The sequence below is a fragment of the Acidovorax sp. PRC11 genome (genome assembly GCF_031844105.1).
Classification (GTDB): domain Bacteria; phylum Pseudomonadota; class Gammaproteobacteria; order Burkholderiales; family Burkholderiaceae_C; genus Paracidovorax.
The window spans coordinates 87,911-107,601 of record NZ_JAUZUQ010000017.1; the positions used below are offsets into that span (position 1 = coordinate 87,911).

Genomic DNA, 19,691 nt, shown 5'->3' on the forward strand with positions numbered 1-19,691 from the left:
TCTCCTGGGTGGGGTGGGGGTGTTAGACACCGAGCAGTTCGTGCAAGGTATCGGTGCGGTCCGCAAGCTCGGTCCGGTCGATGGTGAGAACGACCTGGCCGTGCTCGAGGACGTAGTGGCGATCGGCCAGCGGTGCGGCGAACCGGAAGTTCTGCTCCACGAGGACGATCGTGTAGCCGCGCTCCTTGAGCTGGCGGATGGCTTTGCCCAGCGCGGTCACGATGACCGGCGCGAGGCCTTCGGTGATTTCGTCGAGCAGCAGCAGTCGGGCGCCGGTGCGAAGGATGCGGGCCATGGCCAGCATTTGCTGCTCTCCGCCGGAAAGGCGCGTGCCGGGACTGCGACGGCGCTCGTGGAGATTGGGGAACATGGCGTAGATTTCGTCCACGCTCATGCCGCCCGGCTGCACCACGGGTGGCAGCAGCAGGTTTTCCTCCGTCGACAGGCCGGCGTAGATGCCTCGCTCTTCCGGGCAGTAACCGATGCCGCGCCGGGCGATCTCATGGGGCTCGAGCTTGCCGATGTCCTGGCCCTTGAATCGCACCGCGCCGGTCTTGCGGTCGGTGAGGTTCATGATCGCCTTCAGGGTGCTTGTCCGGCCTGCACCATTGCGGCCCAGCAGGGTGACGAGTTCACCCGTGCGGACTTCGAGGTCAACGCCATGCAACACGTGGGACTCGCCGTAGTAGGCGTTCAGATCGCGTACTTCAAGGAGGATGTCGCTCATGCTGCCTCCGCTTCGGCGCCCATATAGGCCTCTCGCACACGCGCGTCGTTCGAAACAGTCTGGTAATCGCCTTCGGCGAGGATGGCGCCGCGCTGCAGCACGGTGATCGTGTCGCACAACTGGGAGACCACGGACAGGTTGTGTTCCACCATCAGGATCGTCCGGTGGGCGGCGACCTTTTGGATGAGGCCCACCACCTGTCCCACGTCCTCGTGGCCCATGCCCTGGGTCGGTTCATCCAGGAGCATCAGCTCTGGCTCGAGGGCCAGGGTGGTGGCTAGTTCGAGCGCGCGCTTGCGGCCGTAGGGCAGTTCCACGGCCTTCACGCCGGCCAGGCCACCGAGGCCGACCGACTCGAGCAGTTCCATGGCTCTGGCGTCATGCACGCTCAACGCTTTCTCATGGCGCCAGAACTCGAAGGACGCGCTTTGCCTGCGCTGAAGCGCAACCCGCACGTTTTGCAACACGGTGAGATGCGGGAACGTGGCCGAGATCTGGAAGGACCGGACGATGCCCCTGCGAGCAGTTTTCGCGGGGGTCTCGTGGGTGATGTCGTCGCCGCGGTAGCGGATGGTGCCGCTGGACACCGGCAGAAACTTCGTCAGCAAGTTGAACACCGTCGTCTTGCCAGCGCCGTTAGGGCCGATCAGGGCGTGGATCGAACCCCGGCGCACGCGCAGGTTGACCTTGTTCACGGCAGTGAAGCCACTGAACGTCTTGGTGAGATCGGTGGTCTCGAGGATGGTGTCGGATCCCATGGGCGTCCTTCTCGGGCTGATGGTGGGCAGAGCGGCGCGTCAGGCGTTGCGGGAGGCGAGGGCCTCGGTCGCATTCGGTCGTCGCCGGGTGGCTAAATCGGTCGTGCGAAGCTGTCGGGAAGAAGTGGGCCGGCCCGGGTGGACGGCCCTTGGAAAGCAGATACCGGATCCCATACGTTGTCTCGTGAAACTTCTTGAAGTCTTTTGGATGCCGAGAATATACGTCAATAACTTGATATAAAAACTAGGGAAAACCTGGGGCTTTTACTGTGGTGTGAGAGATGTGGGTGGTTAAGGTATATAAGGATGTAGATGTGAATCCGGGGTGTCCTTGGCTCTGGCTCCTGTTTGGGGTGCCATGTTTCCCCCTGATGAACTGCTGGGCGCCAAGGCCGCGAGACACTGCGCGAGCGGCCGCGAAGTCCGTCGCCGTGATGGGCTTTGTGTGACTAGGCCGCTTTTCCTTTCGGGCCGCGGGCGTCAGCTTGTCGGACAGCGGGGTGATGACTTCCTTGAACGACTCTTGGCGACGCCGATGATCCGGGCGACCGCGGCAACTGCGGTAAAGCGCCGACATGAGGAGTGCCCCATCTCTTGGCGAGTACCTGACGGGCAATTTGGGCCCGGCCTTCAATCCAAAGGGGGTTTATGTCAACATCCTTGCGCAAAGCCGCTAAGATGGACAAATGGCTGTCGATGCTCGCGGCGCTTAGGGGAAGACGCGTTTTCGCGGATCGCGGTACGGCGCCTGTCCGTCGTTCCCGTGAGGTGTTCAGCTACCTGATGGCTCGGTTCTGAACTCTTTGAAGCTCCCTGACTACTAACCTGCGCATGTCTGATAACGAAAACTACGATCAATCGGTTTCCGCCGTTCACAACCGATTGTTTTTTCGCCTGTTCCAAGCTGGCAACACCTTGGATCGCCAGTCCGTCAAGGAGCTTGGCATCACCACAGTCCAGTGGGCGACGCTGGGAGCCTTGTCGCGTAAGCAGGTGAAGGATGGAATGTCGTTTTCCGACCTGGCGGACTATCTGGTCGTGAGCCGCCAGAGTCTCGATGGGGTTCTCAAGCGCCTGGAGCGCGAAGGGCACGTGGCTCGCGTCGTGGATCCAGCTGATAGGCGCGCCAAGAAAGTTGTGATGCTGCCACCGGGTCGGGCGTTCTGGGACGGAATCCAGCCAAGAATCTACGAGTTCTATCGTCAAGCGGTGGCAAGCTTTCGCTTCGACGACAAGATCTCTCTGCTGCACCACATTAACCAGCTCAATGACGGGATGTCGAAGGTCGCCTTGGAAATGGATGCTATCCCTGAGGAAGATGAGGGCTAGAACCGAGATTCCGAGGTGAGTTATCGTCCGCTGTAGGGCGTTCTGGTTGAGCGTCATGGCTAGGGCGCCACGTCGCCGGAGGTGGATCCGAGGCAATGCAACGGCAACGGTGGTTCAAGCGTTTGCTTGATCGGGGAGCAAGGGTGTCCGTCTGCACGCCTCACGAAACTTCGCCAAATCCTTCCACGATCATGAGAGATCCTTTCGAGGCTCCTTGGCGAATTGGTACCAGCGCCTGGTACTCGGGTGATTCGTACCAGGCGCGGGCTTGGGCCACGGACGGGAACTCCAGGACGACGAGGCGGTCTGCTGGAAGCGCTCCTTCGCGCAGTTCCTTGGCTCCGTTGCGGATGAGGTACTTGCCGCCATGGGCTGCGATCGTTGCAGGTGCGCCTGCTGCATAGGGGGCATAGCTTGACGGATCTTCCACGTCAATGAATGCCAGCACGTAGCCTTTCATCCAAGTCTCCGAAGTGAGTAGTGAACAGTGCTAGTGGATGGTTAGGACAAGCTTCCCGATCACCCCTCTTGATGTCAGCCGGGCGGCTGCGTCAGCGAAAGATTCAAGAGCGAACACTTGCGTGATGTGTGGGCGCAAGAGTCCCTGCAGGTAGAGTTCGTTCAGTTTTGCTTGAGCCTCTGCGACGAGCTCGGGCGAGTAGGTCGGGTAGTCCGTCCACTGCATACCGGAGACAGAGATGTTCTTGAGCAGCAGGTAGGAGCCTTTGATCACCGGAATCTTGCCAGCGGCGAACCCGATGATCACCGCCCGGCCGCGCCGCGCGAGCGAGCGAATGCACGCATCGAACACATCGCCGCCCACGGGATCGAGGAAGACGTCGGCTCCTTTTCCATTCGTAGCGCGATGCACTTGCTCGCGAGTGGACTCGGGAAGGTTGGCGGCCGAGAGGTCAATCACCTCATCGGCTCCGGATTGATGCACTGCTTTCGCCTGGGCTTCCGAGGTCACGCCCGCGAGGACTTTCGCGCCTAGGGCCTTGGCGATCTGAACGGCGGCAAGCCCTACACCCCCGGCAGCTCCACTGATCAGCACGGTCTCTCCGTTGCGGAAATTGCCGCGGTCCGTGAGCGCAAAGTACGCCGTCTGGTACACGAGGCCCATCGCGGCCGCATCAGCGAAGGGCATTTCTGTTGGTATCTTTTGTGCGCTCGACTGAGGAACGGACAGGCGACTTGCGAAGCAGCCGTTCTCCACTTGGGCCACAACGTGGTCCCCTTGCTTGAAGGTGCGGACGTTCGGGCCGACGGCCTCCACGATGCCAGCTGCGTCCTTTCCAGGAGTGAACGGGCGCTCGGGAAGGATTTGGTACTTCCCGCTCATGACCAGGAGATCGGGAAAGTTGAGAGACGCTGCTTTGACAGCGATCAGGATGTCATCGGAGCCGACAACCGGTTCGGCCACTTCTTCGACGTGATGTGTGCGAGGGTCCTCGCTGAACTGACGAATGAGTACGGCTTTCATGCTGCTCGGAGGGGGAGGGGTGATGGGGACGTGTCAAAACTACGGACTCAAGTTGCCCAATTCTGCTGATGATTCTGATGCGTCGATTCTTGGAATTATGTAATCATATTTGCATAGATCGGTTTGATTTTCCGTATAAATATAGGTGTAAACCCTAGTCTTTAGAGAAATTATGTATCAATAACTTGATATAAATTGCTGGCTCTGCAAAGATCGCGCCGTCGCTAGAGCGATGGGCTGCGCGCAGGTCTGTTCTGGTCGCTTGTGCTTCGCATGAGCGCGCCGATGTAGCACGTCTTGGTCGTGGTTCCGATGTATCCCTACCGAAACAAGGAGACAAGACCCATGCGAGAGATCAACGTGCACGAACTTGCCGATGAGGCCAAGTTCAATCGTTTCCATGCCAAGGTGCTGGCCTGGTGCTTCGTGGTCATCATCATTGATGGCTATGATTTGGCGGTCGCTGGAGCGGCGCTTCCGGCCATCATGAAGGAGATGGGCGTGGAAGCCGCGACCGCTGGCTTCATGGCCAGCTCGGCTCTGTTCGGGATGATGTTCGGCGCTATCTTTCTGGGCGCGCTGTCGGACAAGATCGGCCGCCGTTGGACGATCTCTCTTTGTGTGTTTCTCTTCAGCGTATTCACCGCGGCAGCGGGGCTGACCAAAGATCCTGTCACCTTCAGCATCGCGCGCTTCATCGCGGGGCTGGGCATTGGCGGCGTGATGCCGAACATCACAGCTCAGATGACCGAGTACGCGCCCAAGCGGATCCGGAGTTTCCTGACGACCGTGATGTTTTCCGGCTACGCCATCGGCGGCATTCTGGCTGCCGTGCTGGGAAAGCAGTTCATTGCGCAGTTTGGCTGGCAGATCGTGTTCTTTGCCGCCGGTGTCCCGGTGCTGCTGATCCCCTTCATCCTGAAGTCGATGCCTGAATCGCTGTCGTTCCTGGTATCCCGGCGAGACAGTGCGCAACTGCGTCAGATCGCCCAATCCATCGATCCGGGGTTGAAGATCGGCGCCAACGACACCTTCCATCCGCCTCGGGCCACCAATGCTGGGGCCGGTGCCACCGTAGCGCAACTGTTCCAAGATGGGCGCGGACTGAGCACGGTGATGTTCTGGGTGGCTTTCTTCACTGGCTTGTTCATGATCTACGCGCTCAGCACCTGGCTGACGAAGCTGATGGCCATGTCGGGCTACAGCCTTGGCTCCGCATTGAGTTTTGTCATCGCACTCAATGTGGGTGCGGTGATCGGATCGATCGGCGGCGGGTGGCTTGCGGACCGGTTCCACATCAAATGGGTCGTGGTCTGCATGTACGCGTTGGGCGGCGTCTTCCTGTACATGATGACGCTGAAAACCTCGACGGAGGTGCTCTATTTCATCATCGCAGCGGTTGGGGCTTGCTCGACGGGGGCGCAAATTGTGGTCTACGCCTACAGCGGCCAGTACTACCCGTCAGACATTCGGTCCACCGGCATCGGCATGGCGTCGGGCATCGGGCGCATGGGGGCGATCGCTGCGCCTTTGCTGATCGGGTTGATCGTGTCCCTGCAACTTCCTCTTGAGCAGAACTTCCTGGTCATCGGTGCCGCAGGCGTTGTGGGAGCGATTGCGCTTGCGTGCATCAACCATGGCCGATCGGCTTCGGAACTGACCCTCAAGACCCTCAAGACGAGTACTGCCACGTGAGTGGCATGGATGTGGGGGCCTCGCGGCCTGGCCAGGTGCTGCTAGCCCAACCTCGCCTTGCCGGGGGGAGGGGGCGCCGCGCGTCGAATGCGAGTTCCACACCTGGTTCGGCATCCCCGCACGCCTGTAGGAGCTGTCATCGTCGTAGCGCCGATCGCTTTCATTTGTGTAGTGATGTTGATGGTTATTTGGATTGAGATGTTATATGAAGTAGGTGTTAACCCTGTATTTCTCAAATAAAATACGTCATGATCTTGACGTAAATTGATGGGGCGAGGATCATTGCACTCACCCCAAACCCAGCACGAGAGACAAACATGTCAACCTATCCACACCTCCTGAGCCCCCTGCGCGTCGCTGGGGTAGATCTGCCGAACCGCATGGTGATGGGCGCAATGCATACGCGCCTGGAAACAATGGATCGTCCCCATGAAAGACTGGCGGCCTTCTACGCGGCCCGTGCCGCAGGTGAGATCGGCCTCATCCTTACCGGCGGCTACTCCCCCGTGCCCGAAGGGGTGATGGATGAAGGTGGTCTGGTGCTGCAAAAGCCCGGGGATTTGGGCGAGCATCGCGCGATCACCTCGGCGGTGAATGAGGCCGGTGGACGCATCGTCCTGCAGATTCTTCACGCAGGCCGTTATGCCAAGGTGTCCACCTGTGTGGCGCCGTCGGCCGGCAAGGCGCGGATCAACGTCTTTCCTCCACGTGCGCTGACGACCGAAGAGGTCTGGGCAACGGTCGAGAGCTTTGCGAACACATCGGCACTGGCAGAGCAGGCTGGCTACGTGGGTGTCGAAATCATGGGCTCCGAGGGCTACCTGATCAACGAGTTCACCGCAGCATTGACCAATCAGCGCGACGACGAGTTCGGCGGCGACTTTGATCGCCGGATCCGCTTCCCCCTTGAAATCGTGAAGGCCGTGCGGGCGCGGGTCTCGCCCGAATTCATGGTCATCTACCGCATCTCGTCCATCGACCTGATGGACGGGGGTATGACCGGCGAAGAAGTGGCCGAACTCGCCCGCCGGGTCGAAGCGGCGGGTGCCGACATGATCAACACCGGCATCGGCTGGCACGAATCGTCCGTGCCGACCATGGCAGCGCCGGTCCCGCGTGCGGCATGGATCGACGCGATCCGCAACGTGAAGCGTGCGGTCGGCATTCCGGTGATGGCGTCCAACCGCATCAATGCTCCTGATGTGGCTGAAGAGATCATCGCTTCCGGCGCTGCCGATCTGGTTTCGATGGCCCGTCCGCTGCTCGCCGATCCCGAGTTCGCCCGCAAGACGCGCGAGAACCGCGCCGACGAGATCAATACCTGCATCGCCTGCAACCAAGCCTGCCTTGACCGCATTTTTACCGACCGCGTGGCGACTTGCCTGGTGAACCCGAGGGCAGGGCGCGAGATCGAGTTCGACGATAGCAAGACCACCGCGCCCAAGCATTTCGCCGTTGTCGGTGGCGGGCCTGCCGGCATGGCCTTTGCGATCAATGCCGCGCAGCGTGGTCATCGGGTCACCTTGTTCGAGGCAGGCGATCAGCTCGGTGGCCAACTGAATATGGCTCGCAAAGTGCCGGGCAAGAACGAGTTCAACGAAATGCTGCGCTACTTCCGGGTCTCGCTGGAGCGCCTGAAGGTCGCGGTGCATCTGAAAACCCGAGCCGATGCGGAGGATCTCGCCGCGCGTGTGCGTTCGGGTGAGTTCGACGAGGTGGTGATTGCGACGGGCGTGATCCCGCGCGAGCCCGAGATCAAAGGCCTTGATCACCCGAAGGTGGTCAGCTACCTGGATGTGCTGGCCAACGGCGTGCCGGTGGGCAACAAGGTCGCCATCATCGGCGCGGGCGGAATCGGCTTCGACGTGGCCGAGTACCTGGTCGGCAGTGCCGAGGAGTCGCTCAAGCCAAAGGTATTCATGGATGCCTGGGGTGTGGATACGGCCATTCGCAGCGCGGGCGGGCTCAAGGCGCCTGCGCAGCACGGCACCGAGCGCGTCATCCACATGTTCCAACGCAAGCCCGAGTCACTGGGCAAGAACTTGGGCAAGTCCACCGGGTGGATTCTCAAGGCCAAGCTGCGCAAGGCAGGCGTGGCGATGACGGCCGGAGCAAGTTACCAGGCCGTTGACGACCAGGGCCTGCACTACAGCGTGAATGGCGAGGCTCGCGTATTGGACGCGGACACTGTCATCCTCTGCGCGGGACAGCTCTCGAACCGGACGCTGTTTGATGGTTTGGCCGAGCGAGGCGTCAAGCCCTACGTGATCGGCGGAGCCGATGTTGCTGCCGAATTGGACGCATTGCGCGCCATCGACCAGGCAACGCGTCTGGCCGTTTCGTTCTGACTTTGACAGCCCTAACTCAGAGACAAGCATGACGAACAAATTCAAACAAGGTCTTGACAAGAACCCGGCCAACTACCAGCCACTGACCCCGCTGGCGTTGCTCGACCGAGCGGCGGACATCCATCCAGACCGCATCGCTGTCATTCATGGCGAGCGGCGCTATACATGGGCCGCCTACGCCCAGCGTTGCCGCAGCCTGGCACGCGCGTTGATCGGCGCGGGCATCCAGCGTGGAGATACGGTCGCCATCCTCGCGGCCAATATCCCCGAGATGCTGGAGGCGCAGTTTGGGGTGCCCATGGCGGGCGCTGTCGTCAACTCCATCAACATCCGCCTGGACGCGGCGGCGATCGCCTTCATCCTGCAGCATTCCGAGACCCGGTTGCTGATGGTGGACCAGCAATTTGCCGAGGTGGCGCGTGCGGCGGTGAAGCTCTCCGGCTTGCAAATGGATGTGGTGGACATCCGTGCAAGCGACGTCCCAGACGCCGACCCGGTGGGTGTGATCGACTACGAGCGTTTCCTGGCCGATGCGCCTGCTGATGCGCAGCTGCGCTACCCCGAGGACGAGTGGGACGCCATCGCGTTGAACTACACCTCGGGAACCACGGGCAACCCCAAGGGCGTGGTCTACCACCACCGTGCGGCCTATCTCAATGCGCTCGGCACCTCCCTCTATGCGCGGTTGAACGTAGGAGTCCCGGTCTACCTGTGGACCTTGCCGCTGTTCCATTGCAACGGCTGGTGCTATGCGTGGGCCCTGGCCGCCGTGGCCGGGACGAGTGTGTGCCTGCGCAAGGTGGTCGCGGAGGACATCTACGACGCCATCGGCCAGCATAGCGTGACGCATTTCTGCGGCGCCCCGGCGGTGCTCAGTTCGCTGATCGCAGGCAAGCCGCAGAACTGGAGCAAGCCAAGCTCCCCCATCTGGGTCGCCTGCGCCGGAGCCTCGCCGCCAGTGTCGGTGATCGCTCAAACCGAGGCCCTGGGCTTCGAGGTGCTGCACGTGTATGGCATGACTGAGCAGCACGGTGTCAACACCACCTGCGTGCCTCAGGATTCGTGGGCCGCCATGCCGGCTGAAGAGCGTCTGCGCCACATGGGCCGTCAGGGCGTTCGCACGGCGGTCGCGGGAGACATGATGGTGGCCAATCCCCATACCCTGCAGCCCGTGTCCCGCGACGGCAAGACGATCGGCGAGGTGCTTTTCCGAGGGAATCTGGGCATGAAGGGCTACCTCAAGAACCCCGAGGCTACGCGAGAGGCCTTCGAGGGTGGCTGGATGCACAGTGGCGATCTGGCCGTGGTGTATGAGGACGGCTACATCGAGATCAAGGACCGCTCCAAGGACATCATCATTTCCGGCGGCGAGAACGTCTCTTCCATCGAGGTCGAGGAGGTCCTGTTCACGCACCCGGCGGTGTTCCAGGCCGCGGTGGTCGCCGTGCCGGACGAGAAATGGGGTGAGGTCCCCTGTGCAGTGCTGGAGCTGCATCCGCAGCACGTCGGCACCTTGACGCAGGAAGAGGTCATCCAGTTCTGCCGCGCCAGGCTACCGGGTTTCAAGACGCCGAAGCACGTGCTCTTCGAGCCCATCGTGCGCACTGCCACCGGCAAGCTGCAGAAATTCAAGCTGCGCGACCACGTCGCTCAGGTCATCGCCAACCGCAATCACTGACTCAATTTATTTACAGGAGAGCATTCCCATGCGTGGACTCAAAGACAAAGTGGCCATCATCACTGGCGCAGCCGGCGGCATCGGGCGCAGCCTGGTGCAGCGTTTCCTGGAGGAGGGTGCGCGCGTCGCCGCACTGGATCTGAACCAGGCTGGCCTCGATGAAATCAAGGGCCAGTTCCAACAGTACGCGGGTCAGCTGACCACGGCTCAGCTGGATATCACGGATCACGACGCGGTTGCCAAGGCTGTGCAGAAGATCCACGCCGATCTCAAGCAGATCGACATCCTCGTCAACAACGCCGGCTGGGACGTGGCCAAGCAGTTTGTCGAGACCACGCCCGATCTGTGGGACAAACTGATCGCGATCAACCTCAAGGGCCCCCTGAGCCTGCAGCATGCCGTGGTGCCTTTCATGGTGGCGGCCGGCGGCGGCAAGATCGTCAACATCGCCTCCGATGCGGGGCGCGTCGGTTCGTCCGGCGAATCCGTCTACTCCGCATGCAAGGGCGGCATCATCGCCTTCAGCAAGACGCTGGCCCGTGAGACGGCACGCAGCAATGTGCGCGTCAACGTGGTGTGCCCGGGGCCCACCGATACCGCGCTGCTGCAGTCCTTCACGGGCGGCGGCGAGTTCGGCCAGAAGATCTACGACGGTCTCAAGCGGGCCATTCCCCTGAAGCGCCTTGGCCAGCCCGAGGACATTCCCGGCGCCGTGGCGTTCCTCTCCAGCGACGACGCCAACTTCATCACCGGCCAGGTCATCTCGGTGTCCGGCGGCCTGACCATGCACGGCTAACCCCACCAGGAGACGACCATGAGCAACTACACGGACATCCTCTACGAAGTGAAGGGCGGCGTTGCCCGCATCTCCATCAACCGTCCCGAAAAGTACAACGCATTTCGCGGCAAGACCTGCGACGAACTGATCGACGCGCTGCACCGTGCCGGCTGGGACAAGAGCATTGGCGTCATCGTGCTCACCGGCGTGGGCGAGAAGGCGTTCTGCACAGGGGGCGACCAGTCGGCCCATGATGGTGGCTACGACGGCCGGGGCCTGATCGGTCTGCCGGTCGAGGAACTGCAAGGAATGATCCGCGAGGTGCCGAAGCCCGTGATTGCCCGCGTCAATGGCTTTGCCATCGGTGGCGGCAACGTGCTGGTGACCTGCTGCGATCTCGCGATTGCTGCGGACACGGCTCAGTTCGGCCAGGTCGGCCCGAAGGTCGGCTCGGTGGATCCCGGCTTTGGCACGGCCTATCTCGCCCGCGTGGTTGGCGAGAAGAAAGCCCGTGAGATCTGGTATCTGTGCCGCCGCTACAAGGCGCAGGAAGCGCTCGCCATGGGGCTAGTCAACGCTGTCGTTCCCATGGCGGAACTGGATGCCGAAGTCGATCGCTGGTGCCAGGAAATCATGGAAAAGAGCCCGACAGCGATTGCCATCGCCAAGCGCTCCTTCAACGCCGATTCGGATTCGATCCGTGGTATTGGCGGCCTGGGCATGCAGGCGCTGGCGCTGTACTACGGTACCGAAGAGTCTCACGAGGGTGTCAAGGCGTTCCTGGAGAAGCGCAAGCCGCGTTTCCGTCCCCAATCCGACGAAGGCAGCCAGGCATGAGCGCGGAGCTGACCTACCGTGATGGTGTCGCGATCCTGACGCTGAACCGCCCGAAGGCCTTGAATGCGCTGAACGCCGAGATGGTCGGAGAGATCTCCAACCGTCTTGACGAGGTCGCGGTATCGGACGCCCGGGCACTGCTCATCGTTGGTGCAGGCGGCGGCAAGTCCTTCTGCGCGGGCGCCGATGTGAGCGAACTGCAGGGCAAGAATGCCGGCGAGCAGCGCGAAACCGCACGGCGTGGTCAGTTGGCGTTCGCCAAGCTGGACAGCCTGCGCATTCCTTCCGTCGCAGTCATCACTGGCGTGGCGTTCGGGGGCGGGCTCGAGCTGGCGATGGCGTGCACCTTTCGGATCGCGACGCCCACGTCGCGGCTCGGCCTCCCCGAGATCAAGCTGGGCCTGATTCCCGGCTACGGGGGAACGCAGCGGCTGCCGCGCCTGGTGGGCGTTGGGCGAGCTGTGGAGTTGATTGCCAGCGGCCGTGCGATCGATGCCCAGGAAGCAGAGCGCATCGGCCTGATCCATCGCATCGTCGAGGTCGAGGATCCGATCGATGCGGGAGTCGCCTATCTGAAGAGCCTCGGCGAGCCGTTTCCGGCGTCCCTGGGCCATGCGCTCGAGGCGATCCGGCATTCGCAGTCCATGCGCATGGAGGACGGGCTGCAGCAGGAGGCGGAGTGTTTCTCGGCGGCGACCCAGACCGGTGATGCCGTCGAAGGAGTCACTGCCTTCCTGGGCAAGCGCAAGCCTCTGTTCACCGGACACTGAGTGGTTTCCCCACGCAGTCTTTGATTCAGGGAGTCCCTATTTCCAGCGCATCTGATCTCCGGGAGCCAGCGCATTCGGCGGCAAGTCCGATGCTGGTGCGCTCGATGCCCCTTGTGTTCGTGGTCATCTGGGCCACGGGCTTTGTCGTGGCCAGGTACGGCATGCCGCATTCGCCGCCCATGAAGTTCCTGGCGGTTCGCTATGCCTTGTCCGTCGGCTGCTTTGGCATTTGGGCCGTTGCCGCCCGGGCGACGTGGCCGCGGGACGCCCGGAGCTGGCTGCACCTGAGCGTCACCGGGATGCTGATGCACGCCATCTACTTGGGCGGCGTGTGGGCCGCAGTGAAGATGGGGATGGGCGCGGGCCTGACTGCATTGCTCGTCGGGTTGCAGCCCGTTCTGACGGCGATCTGGCTTTCCCGCCGAGGCGGCAGCGTGACAAGAGCCCAATGGGTGGGGCTTGTTCTCGGACTGCTGGGATTGCTGCTGGTGGTTTGGGCAAAGCTGGGGTTCGGGGAGGTCGGCCCTGCCAGTTTGGGTTGCGCGTTGACGGCTCTGCTGGCCATCACCATGGGAACCCTGTACCAGAAGCGCTTCGTGGCTCCCTGCGATGTTCGGACCGCCAGCTTCATCCAATTGCTGGCGGCGTTTGTGGTGACCACACCTCTGGCGTTGCTGGAAACGGAGCCGATGCGGTGGGTCGGCGCCGCTGGGGGCCTGAATTCGGAGCTGGCGGGGGCCATGGCCTGGTCCGTGCTGGGGCTGACGTTGGGAGGCAGCTCTTTGCTGTATCTGTTGATCCAGCGAGGCGCCGCAACCTCCGTCACCAGTCTTTTCTACCTAGTACCTCCCACGACAGCGGTGATGGCGTGGGTGCTTTTTGGCGAGCCGGTCACGGGGCTGACGGTCGCCGGGATGGTCGTCACCGCAATCGGCGTCGGGATCGTCGTGCGCAAGCCGAACTGATTCCGATCACGTCCTGAAGGAGTTGAAGCATGACATTCAAGAACATTCTTTTCACGGTGGACAGCGGCGTGGCGCGCATCGTGCTGAACCGGCCGGAGAAGCTCAACAGCCTGGACGCCGAGACCATGGTGGAGCTCCATGAGGCCATGTCCCGAATTGAAGCCGACCGCCAGTTGCGGGTGCTGGTGCTTGGCGGGGCGGGACGTGCCTTCTGCGCGGGGCAGGATCTTGCCGATCCCGCCATGCAGGAGGTCGATGGCAAGTTGCCGGACATCGGCAATCTGGTGGAGCGGTACTTCAAGCCGCTGGTGATGCGCTTGCAGAGCCTGCAGGTTCCTACTGTCGCGGCGGTGCAAGGGTTGGCTGCGGGAGGCGGCGCATCCATCGCGCTGGCTTGCGATCTGGTGGTGGCCGCCCAATCCGCTTACTTTCTGCAAGCCTTCTCCAGGATCGGGCTGACGCCGGATACCGGCAGTACCTGGTTTCTCACGCGATCCGTTGGCACCGTGCGTGCTCTGGGTCTGGCAATGCTCGCCGAGAAGCTCCCAGCCGCGACGGCGGCTGAGTGGGGGCTCATCTGGCAGGTGGTCGAGGACTCGAAGTTCGCCGGCACCATCGATGCCTTGGCAGCACAAATCGCCCAGATGCCGACCAAGGCGTTGGTACGCACCCGGCAGTTGATGCATGCGGCCACCAGCCATTCGCTGGAGCAGCAACTGTCCATGGAGGCCAGCTTCATTCGCGAAATGGGCTGGAGTGCCGACTACCGGGAAGGTCTGCAGGCGTTCTCCCAAAAGCGGCCCCCGAACTTCACCGGCGAGTGAGCGGCATGCTCTTGCAGCAAGCCCTTGCGATGTCTCAGGCAGCGGTACTTCACGACCGAGGCATCGCACACGGTTGGAGATCCGAATAAGAAATTTATCCATCTGTTTGCGTTGTTGAACGCAAGCGCTTCGCCACAGGAGGCACTATGAGTCAGTACACCCCACCTTTGCAGGACATGCAGTTCGTTCTGAATGAGCTCGCGGACCTGCATGAAATCGCAGCGCTGCCCGGCTATGGCGAGGCCACTCCCGACCTTGCTCGCGCAGTGCTGGAAGAGGCTGGAGTCTTTGCCTCGGAGGTCATCGCTCCTCTGAACCACTCGGGAGACATTGAGGGCGTTCGCCTTGAAGGTGGCGCGCCCCGTATGCCAGCGGGCTGGGCGCAGGCGTATGCGCGTTTCGTCGAGGCCGGTTGGCCTGCACTGTCCGCGCCTGAAGAGCAGGGCGGACAGAATCTTCCCGGCGTGCTGGCCGCTGCAGTCGAAGAAATGTGGAACAGCGGCAGCGTCGCGTTTGGCCTGCTGAGCCTGCTGTCGCGAGGCGCGGTGAACGTGCTGCGTCACGCTGGTTCGCCTGAACTGCAGCAGCGGTACCTGCCGCGCATGGTCAGCGGTGAATGGACCGGCACGATGGTGCTGACCGAGCCGCAGGCAGGCTCTGACCTTTCCGCCGTGCGCACCCGCGCCACCCGCGCGGCCGATGGCTCGTACCGGTTGCATGGCACCAAGATCTTCATCACCTACGGGGACCACGATCTGGTTCCGAACGTGGTGCATCTGGTGCTTGCGAGGGTCGAAGGCGCCCCGGCCGGAACCAAGGGGATCTCGCTGTTCGCGGTGCCGAAGGTGCTGGTCAATGAAGATGGTTCGCTGGGCGAGCACAACGACGTGCGAGCAGTGTCGATCGAGCGCAAGCTCGGCCTGCATGCCACGCCCACGTGCGTCATGGCTTTCGGCGACGGTGCGGGAGCGGTCGGCTATCTGGTCGGTGAGGAGAACCGCGGGCTGGAGTACATGTTCATCATGATGAACTCGGCGCGCTTCGCCGTGGGCCTGGAGGGCATTGGGCTGGCCGAACGCGCTTACCAGAAGGCCAGGGCATATGCGCGGGAGCGGGTTCAAGGCGTGGAGCAAGGCGGTGAGACCAGCGCCAAAGTTGCGATCATCCGGCACCCCGATGTGCGCCGAATGCTGTTGAGCATGAAATCCCGGATTGAGGCCATGCGCGCGCTGGCGGCGGTGATGGCGGCAAGCATGGACCAGGCTGCGCTGAATCAGGATCCGGAAGTCCGGGATGCCCACCAGGCCTTCGTCGAACTGATGATGCCGGTCGCCAAGGGGTGGTTCACGGAAACCGGTCTGGATATCGCCTCCATGGGGATCCAGGTTCACGGCGGCGTGGGCTTCATCGAAGAAACCGGAGCCGCGCAGTATCTCCGCGACGCCCGCATCACGACGATCTATGAGGGCACGACCGGCATCCAGGCGATGGATCTGGTGGGACGCAAGATCGGCCGCGATGGCGGACGCGCGATTGGTGCGGTGATCGTGCGTATGCGGCAGGTCCAGGCTGACCTGGAATCCCATGCGCATGCCGAACTCCGCGCCATTGGTGCTCAGTTGAACAAGGGTATCGGCGACCTCGAGGCAGCAGTGGAGTCGCTTGTGAAGTCTTGGGAGGGCGGTCCCAAGCCTGCCCTGGCGGGTTCTGGTCCGTTCCTGGAACTCCTGGGCATCGTCGCGGCTGGATGGCAAATGGGACGGGCCGCATTGGCTGCCGACCGCCTCCTCGCATCGGATCCTGGCTCGGACTTCTTGACCTACAAGATTTTGACCTGCCGCTTCTACGGTGACCACGTTCTTTCCAAATCGGCGGGGCTGCGGCATGCAATCGTCTCTGGCTCGGGCGCCACGCTGGAGTTCTCTGACGCAGCGTTCTGAAGAGGCAATTGCTTGTATTGCAGACGCGGTCACTCTCTGTGCCGTGAACCTGCGAATGCTGCAATCGGCCAGTCAAGCGGCCTGAATCTGCGGGAAGCCCCGGTGGGGATTCTCGTTGGGAATGCCGCCTGCGAAACCGTCGCTCTATCTCATGCCGCTGCAGGTGTTCATTCCGGGATACCCGCCAGTGAGGGATGGTTGCTAGAGGCGGTGAAGAGAAGAGGTTTGACGAAGTAGTTTCTTCAACGCTCCTTCGAGGGCAGGTGCACCGCTATGCACCAGAAGGAATGCCACATATCGAGAGGAGTATTCATGCAGTCAGCCCCCAGCGCAGCAATGCATCGCCGTGACGCCCAGTGCATTGGCATTCCCCGCGAAACCTTCCCGCTCGAAAAACGCGTCGCCACCGTGCCCGACGTGGTCGAAAAGCTCATTAAGCTGGGCTTCAAGGTCTCCATCGAATCCGGCGCGGGTGAAGCCGCCAACTTCAGCGACGATGCCTACCGCGCCGCCGGGGCCGAGGTGCTGCCGGACGCGGCCGCGCTGTGGGCCGCGTCGGACATCGTGTTCAAGGTGCGCCCGCCGAGCGAGGCCGAAGTCGGCCTGATGCGCGAAGGCGGCACGCTGATCGACTTCATCTGGCCCGCGCAGAACCCCGAGCTGATGCAGCAGCTGGCCGCCAAGAAGACCACGGTGCTGGCCATCGACTGCCTGCCGCGCACGCTCTCGCGCGCGCAGAAGATGGATGCGCTGACCTCCACCGCCGGCGTCTCCGGCTACCGCGCCGTCATCGAGGCGGCCAATGCCTTCGGCCGCTACTTCAACGGCCAGATCACGGCCGCGGGCAAGGTGCCTCCGGCCAAGGTCTTCATCGCCGGCGCGGGCGTGGCCGGCCTGGCTGCCATCGGCACGGCGGCCAACCTGGGTGCCATCGTTCGCGCCAACGACACGCGCGCCGAGGTGGCCGACCAGGTCAAGTCGCTGGGCGGCGAGTTCGTCAAGGTGGACTACGAGGAAGACGGCTCGGGCGGCGGCGGCTACGCCAAGGTCATGAGCGAGGGCTTCCAGGCTGCGCAGCGCAAGATGTACGCGGAGCAGGCAAAGGACGCCGACATCATCATCACCACCGCGCTGATCCCCGGCAAGCCTGCGCCCAAGCTCATCACCGCCGAGATGGTGCAGAGCATGAAGCCCGGCAGCGTGATCGTGGACATGGCCGCCGAGCAGGGCGGCAACTGCGAGCTCACCGTGCCCGGCGAGGCCGTGGTGCGCCATGGCGTGACCCTCATCGGCTACACCGACCTGGCCTCGCGCCTGGCCAAGCAGTCGTCCACGCTGTACGCCACCAACCTGCTGCGCCTGACCGAAGAGCTGTGCAAGGCCAAGGACGGCGTGGCCGTGGTCAACATGGAAGACGAGGCGATCCGCGGCCTCACCGTGGTCAAGGACGGCGCCATCACCTGGCCCGCACCGCCCCTCAAGCAGGCGCCCGCACCGGCGCCCAAGGCCGCGGCCGCGGCGGTGGCCGAGAAGAAGAACGGCCACGGCCATGGCGCGGGCGCGCCCATGTCCGCCAAGGCGCTGACCATTATCTTCGCCGTGGCGGCCGTGCTGTTCTGGCTCATTGGCGCCTATGCGCCCGCGGCCTTCCTGGGCCACTTCACGGTCTTCGTGCTGGCGTGCTTCATCGGCTACATGGTGGTGTGGAACGTGACGCCCGCGCTGCACACGCCGCTGATGAGCGTGACCAACGCCATCTCCAGCATCATCGCCATCGGCGCGCTGGTGCAGATCGCACCCCCCGAGGCGGGGACCAACGGACGGCCCGATGGGCTCATCATGTGGCTGGCGTTCGCCGCCCTGGTGCTCACGGCCGTCAACATGTTCGGCGGCTTTGCCGTCACGCGCCGCATGCTGGCCATGTTCCGCAAGTAGGCATCGCCACAACAAGAAGAACGAGGAGAGCACAACACCATGTCCCCAAGTCTCGCCACGGTCGCCTACCTGGGCGCCGCCATCCTGTTCATCCTCAGCCTGGGTGGCCTGTCCAACCCGGAGACCTCGCGCCGCGGCAACCTGTTCGGCATGATCGGCATGGCGCTGGCCGTGCTGGCCACGGTGTTCGGCCCGCGCGTCAGCCCCTCGGGCATCACCTGGATCGTCATCGCGCTGGTCATCGGCGGCGCCATCGGCCTGTACGCGGCCAAGGTCGTCAAGATGACCCAGATGCCGGAGCTGGTCGCGCTCATGCACAGCCTGGTGGGCCTGGCGGCCTGCCTGGTGGGTTTTGCCAGCTACATCGACACCTCGGTGCAGTTCCAGGGCGCGGAAAAGATCATCCACGAGGTGGAGATCTACATCGGCATCCTGATCGGCGCCGTCACCTTCTCCGGTTCGCTGATCGCCTTCGGCAAGCTCAACGGCAAGATCGGCGGCAAGCCGCTGCTGCTGCCGGCGCGCCACTGGCTCAACCTGGTCGCGCTCCTGGTCGTGATCTGGTTCGGCCGCGTGTTCCTGAACGCGCACGGCCCCGGCGCGGGCATGACGGCGCTGGTCGTGATGACCGTGATCGCGCTGCTCTTCGGCGTGCACATGGTGATGGCGATTGGCGGCGCCGACATGCCGGTGGTGGTGTCCATGCTCAACAGCTACTCGGGCTGGGCGGCCGCGGCCACCGGCTTCATGCTGAACAACGACCTGCTGATCGTCACCGGCGCGCTGGTGGGCTCGTCGGGCGCGATCCTGAGCTACATCATGTGCACCGCGATGAACCGCAACTTCATCAGCGTGATCGCCGGCGGCTTCGGCTCGGGCGCGCCCAAGAAGGCCGATGGTGGCGCCGCTGCCGCCGAGCCGCAGGGCGAGGCGGTGCCCATCAGCGCCGTCGAAACGGCCGAGCTGCTGCGCGAGGCCAAGAGCGTCATCATCGTACCCGGCTACGGCATGGCCGTGGCCCAGGCCCAGCACACGGTGAACGAAATCACCCAGACCCTGCGCGCCAAGGGCGTGGAAGTGCGCTTCGCCATCCACCCGGTGGCGGGCCGCATGCCCGGCCACATGAACGTGCTGCTGGCCGAGGCCAAGGTGCCCTACGACATCGTGATGGAGATGGACGAGATCAACGAGGACTTCCCCGACACCGACGTGGCCATGGTCATCGGCGCGAACGACATCGTGAACCCCAGCGCCCTGGAAGACCCGGACAGCCCTATCGCCGGCATGCCGGTGCTGGAAGTGTGGAAGGCCAAGACCAGCATCGTGATGAAGCGTTCCATGGCCTCGGGCTACGCCGGCGTGGACAACCCGCTGTTCTACAAAGAGAACAACCGCATGCTGTTCGGGGATGCGAAGAAGATGTTGGACGAAGGGCTGGCCGCGCTCAAAGGCTGAGGGCGAGTGTGCGAGTCGAGTCCGAGAACTGATACGACGACTGAATGGGCACGTATCTGCTCGGAGGATGTAAGGGTGGTGGGGGGCGTTCAGGAGTCCAGAACGAGAGGTTTGTGCAGCAAGTTCGCTTGCATCGGATGGCGATTCAATTCTCGAAGTGGGCGGACAG

The 19,691-nt window shown here is 62.9% G+C and carries 16 protein-coding genes; 12 read left to right on the forward strand and 4 right to left on the reverse strand.

Features of this window, described 5'->3' with window-relative positions:
* Positions 1 to 22 precede the first annotated feature (22 nt).
* A complete protein-coding gene (locus Q9R47_RS18300) occupies positions 23 to 727 on the reverse strand; it encodes an ABC transporter ATP-binding protein (RefSeq protein WP_180551547.1) in 705 nt (234 codons plus the stop codon).
* Positions 724 to 1,485 carry an ABC transporter ATP-binding protein gene (locus tag Q9R47_RS18305; RefSeq protein ID WP_311234599.1) on the reverse strand — a complete coding sequence of 254 codons (762 nt, stop codon included), beginning with the start codon at positions 1,483 to 1,485 and terminating at the stop codon, positions 724 to 726. The genes Q9R47_RS18300 and Q9R47_RS18305 overlap by 4 nt, the downstream gene beginning before the upstream one ends.
* 831 nt (positions 1,486 to 2,316) lie before the next feature.
* Here Q9R47_RS18305 and Q9R47_RS18310 point away from each other — a divergent pair.
* Positions 2,317 to 2,814, forward strand: a complete 498-nt coding sequence (locus tag Q9R47_RS18310; protein ID WP_311234600.1) for a MarR family transcriptional regulator — start codon at positions 2,317 to 2,319, stop codon at positions 2,812 to 2,814.
* A 160-nt stretch (positions 2,815 to 2,974) separates the two neighbouring features.
* Here Q9R47_RS18310 and Q9R47_RS18315 read toward each other — a convergent pair whose 3' ends face one another.
* A complete protein-coding gene (locus Q9R47_RS18315) occupies positions 2,975 to 3,274 on the reverse strand; it encodes a DUF1330 domain-containing protein (RefSeq protein WP_180551546.1) in 300 nt (99 codons plus the stop codon).
* Positions 3,275 to 3,304: 30 nt separating this feature from the next.
* A complete protein-coding gene (locus tag Q9R47_RS18320; protein ID WP_180551545.1) occupies positions 3,305 to 4,297 on the reverse strand; it encodes an NADPH:quinone oxidoreductase family protein in 993 nt (330 codons plus the stop codon).
* Between the two features lie 345 nt (positions 4,298 to 4,642).
* On the opposite strand from Q9R47_RS18320, the gene Q9R47_RS18325 reads away from it, so the two are divergent.
* From Q9R47_RS18325 to pntB, 11 genes are all read left to right on the forward strand, one after another.
* Positions 4,643 to 5,992 (forward strand): MFS transporter, encoded by a 1,350-nt coding sequence (locus Q9R47_RS18325; protein WP_180551544.1) that lies wholly within the window; start codon positions 4,643 to 4,645, stop codon positions 5,990 to 5,992.
* Positions 5,993 to 6,309: 317 nt separating this feature from the next.
* Positions 6,310 to 8,340: an FAD-dependent oxidoreductase gene (locus Q9R47_RS18330; RefSeq protein WP_311234601.1), complete on the forward strand. Its 2,031-nt coding sequence runs from the start codon at positions 6,310 to 6,312 to the stop codon at positions 8,338 to 8,340.
* Positions 8,341 to 8,368: 28 nt separating this feature from the next.
* On the forward strand, positions 8,369 to 10,018 hold the full coding sequence (locus Q9R47_RS18335) for an AMP-binding protein (protein WP_311234602.1): 1,650 nt from the start codon (positions 8,369 to 8,371) through the stop codon (positions 10,016 to 10,018).
* A gap of 28 nt (positions 10,019 to 10,046) precedes the next feature.
* Positions 10,047 to 10,814 carry a glucose 1-dehydrogenase gene (locus Q9R47_RS18340; RefSeq protein WP_180551543.1) on the forward strand — a complete coding sequence of 256 codons (768 nt, stop codon included), beginning with the start codon at positions 10,047 to 10,049 and terminating at the stop codon, positions 10,812 to 10,814.
* A gap of 18 nt (positions 10,815 to 10,832) precedes the next feature.
* Positions 10,833 to 11,633, forward strand: coding sequence for a 2-ketocyclohexanecarboxyl-CoA hydrolase (badI, locus tag Q9R47_RS18345; protein WP_180551542.1), 801 nt, complete (start codon positions 10,833 to 10,835; stop codon positions 11,631 to 11,633).
* Entirely contained in the window at positions 11,630 to 12,403 is a 774-nt protein-coding gene (locus tag Q9R47_RS18350) for an enoyl-CoA hydratase-related protein (RefSeq protein ID WP_311234603.1), read from the forward strand. The genes badI and Q9R47_RS18350 overlap by 4 nt, the downstream gene beginning before the upstream one ends.
* An 89-nt stretch (positions 12,404 to 12,492) precedes the next feature.
* Entirely contained in the window at positions 12,493 to 13,368 is an 876-nt protein-coding gene (locus Q9R47_RS18355; protein WP_311234604.1) for a DMT family transporter, read from the forward strand.
* Positions 13,369 to 13,397: 29 nt separating this feature from the next.
* Positions 13,398 to 14,192: an enoyl-CoA hydratase-related protein gene (locus Q9R47_RS18360; protein WP_180551541.1), complete on the forward strand. Its 795-nt coding sequence runs from the start codon at positions 13,398 to 13,400 to the stop codon at positions 14,190 to 14,192.
* Positions 14,193 to 14,338: 146 nt separating this feature from the next.
* Entirely contained in the window at positions 14,339 to 16,132 is a 1,794-nt protein-coding gene (locus Q9R47_RS18365) for an acyl-CoA dehydrogenase (RefSeq protein WP_180551540.1), read from the forward strand.
* 336 nt (positions 16,133 to 16,468) lie between these two features.
* Positions 16,469 to 18,067 carry a Re/Si-specific NAD(P)(+) transhydrogenase subunit alpha gene (locus Q9R47_RS18370; protein ID WP_377561324.1) on the forward strand — a complete coding sequence of 533 codons (1,599 nt, stop codon included), beginning with the start codon at positions 16,469 to 16,471 and terminating at the stop codon, positions 18,065 to 18,067.
* A 39-nt stretch (positions 18,068 to 18,106) separates the two neighbouring features.
* Entirely contained in the window at positions 18,107 to 19,522 is a 1,416-nt protein-coding gene (gene pntB, locus Q9R47_RS18375) for a Re/Si-specific NAD(P)(+) transhydrogenase subunit beta (protein ID WP_180551539.1), read from the forward strand.
* Positions 19,523 to 19,691 lie beyond the last annotated feature (169 nt).

Coding starts and splice junctions, on each gene's coding strand:
- Q9R47_RS18300 (WP_180551547.1), bottom strand. CDS start 727: ATGAGCGACATCCTCCTTGAAGTACGCGATCTGAACGCCTACTACGGC.
- Q9R47_RS18305 (WP_311234599.1), bottom strand. CDS start 1,485: ATGGGATCCGACACCATCCTCGAGACCACCGATCTCACCAAGACGTTC.
- Q9R47_RS18310 (WP_311234600.1), top strand. CDS start 2,317: ATGTCTGATAACGAAAACTACGATCAATCGGTTTCCGCCGTTCACAAC.
- Q9R47_RS18315 (WP_180551546.1), bottom strand. CDS start 3,274: ATGAAAGGCTACGTGCTGGCATTCATTGACGTGGAAGATCCGTCAAGC.
- Q9R47_RS18320 (WP_180551545.1), bottom strand. CDS start 4,297: ATGAAAGCCGTACTCATTCGTCAGTTCAGCGAGGACCCTCGCACACAT.
- Q9R47_RS18325 (WP_180551544.1), top strand. CDS start 4,643: ATGCGAGAGATCAACGTGCACGAACTTGCCGATGAGGCCAAGTTCAAT.
- Q9R47_RS18330 (WP_311234601.1), top strand. CDS start 6,310: ATGTCAACCTATCCACACCTCCTGAGCCCCCTGCGCGTCGCTGGGGTA.
- Q9R47_RS18335 (WP_311234602.1), top strand. CDS start 8,369: ATGACGAACAAATTCAAACAAGGTCTTGACAAGAACCCGGCCAACTAC.
- Q9R47_RS18340 (WP_180551543.1), top strand. CDS start 10,047: ATGCGTGGACTCAAAGACAAAGTGGCCATCATCACTGGCGCAGCCGGC.
- badI (WP_180551542.1), top strand. CDS start 10,833: ATGAGCAACTACACGGACATCCTCTACGAAGTGAAGGGCGGCGTTGCC.
- Q9R47_RS18350 (WP_311234603.1), top strand. CDS start 11,630: ATGAGCGCGGAGCTGACCTACCGTGATGGTGTCGCGATCCTGACGCTG.
- Q9R47_RS18355 (WP_311234604.1), top strand. CDS start 12,493: ATGCTGGTGCGCTCGATGCCCCTTGTGTTCGTGGTCATCTGGGCCACG.
- Q9R47_RS18360 (WP_180551541.1), top strand. CDS start 13,398: ATGACATTCAAGAACATTCTTTTCACGGTGGACAGCGGCGTGGCGCGC.
- Q9R47_RS18365 (WP_180551540.1), top strand. CDS start 14,339: ATGAGTCAGTACACCCCACCTTTGCAGGACATGCAGTTCGTTCTGAAT.
- Q9R47_RS18370 (WP_377561324.1), top strand. CDS start 16,469: ATGCATCGCCGTGACGCCCAGTGCATTGGCATTCCCCGCGAAACCTTC.
- pntB (WP_180551539.1), top strand. CDS start 18,107: ATGTCCCCAAGTCTCGCCACGGTCGCCTACCTGGGCGCCGCCATCCTG.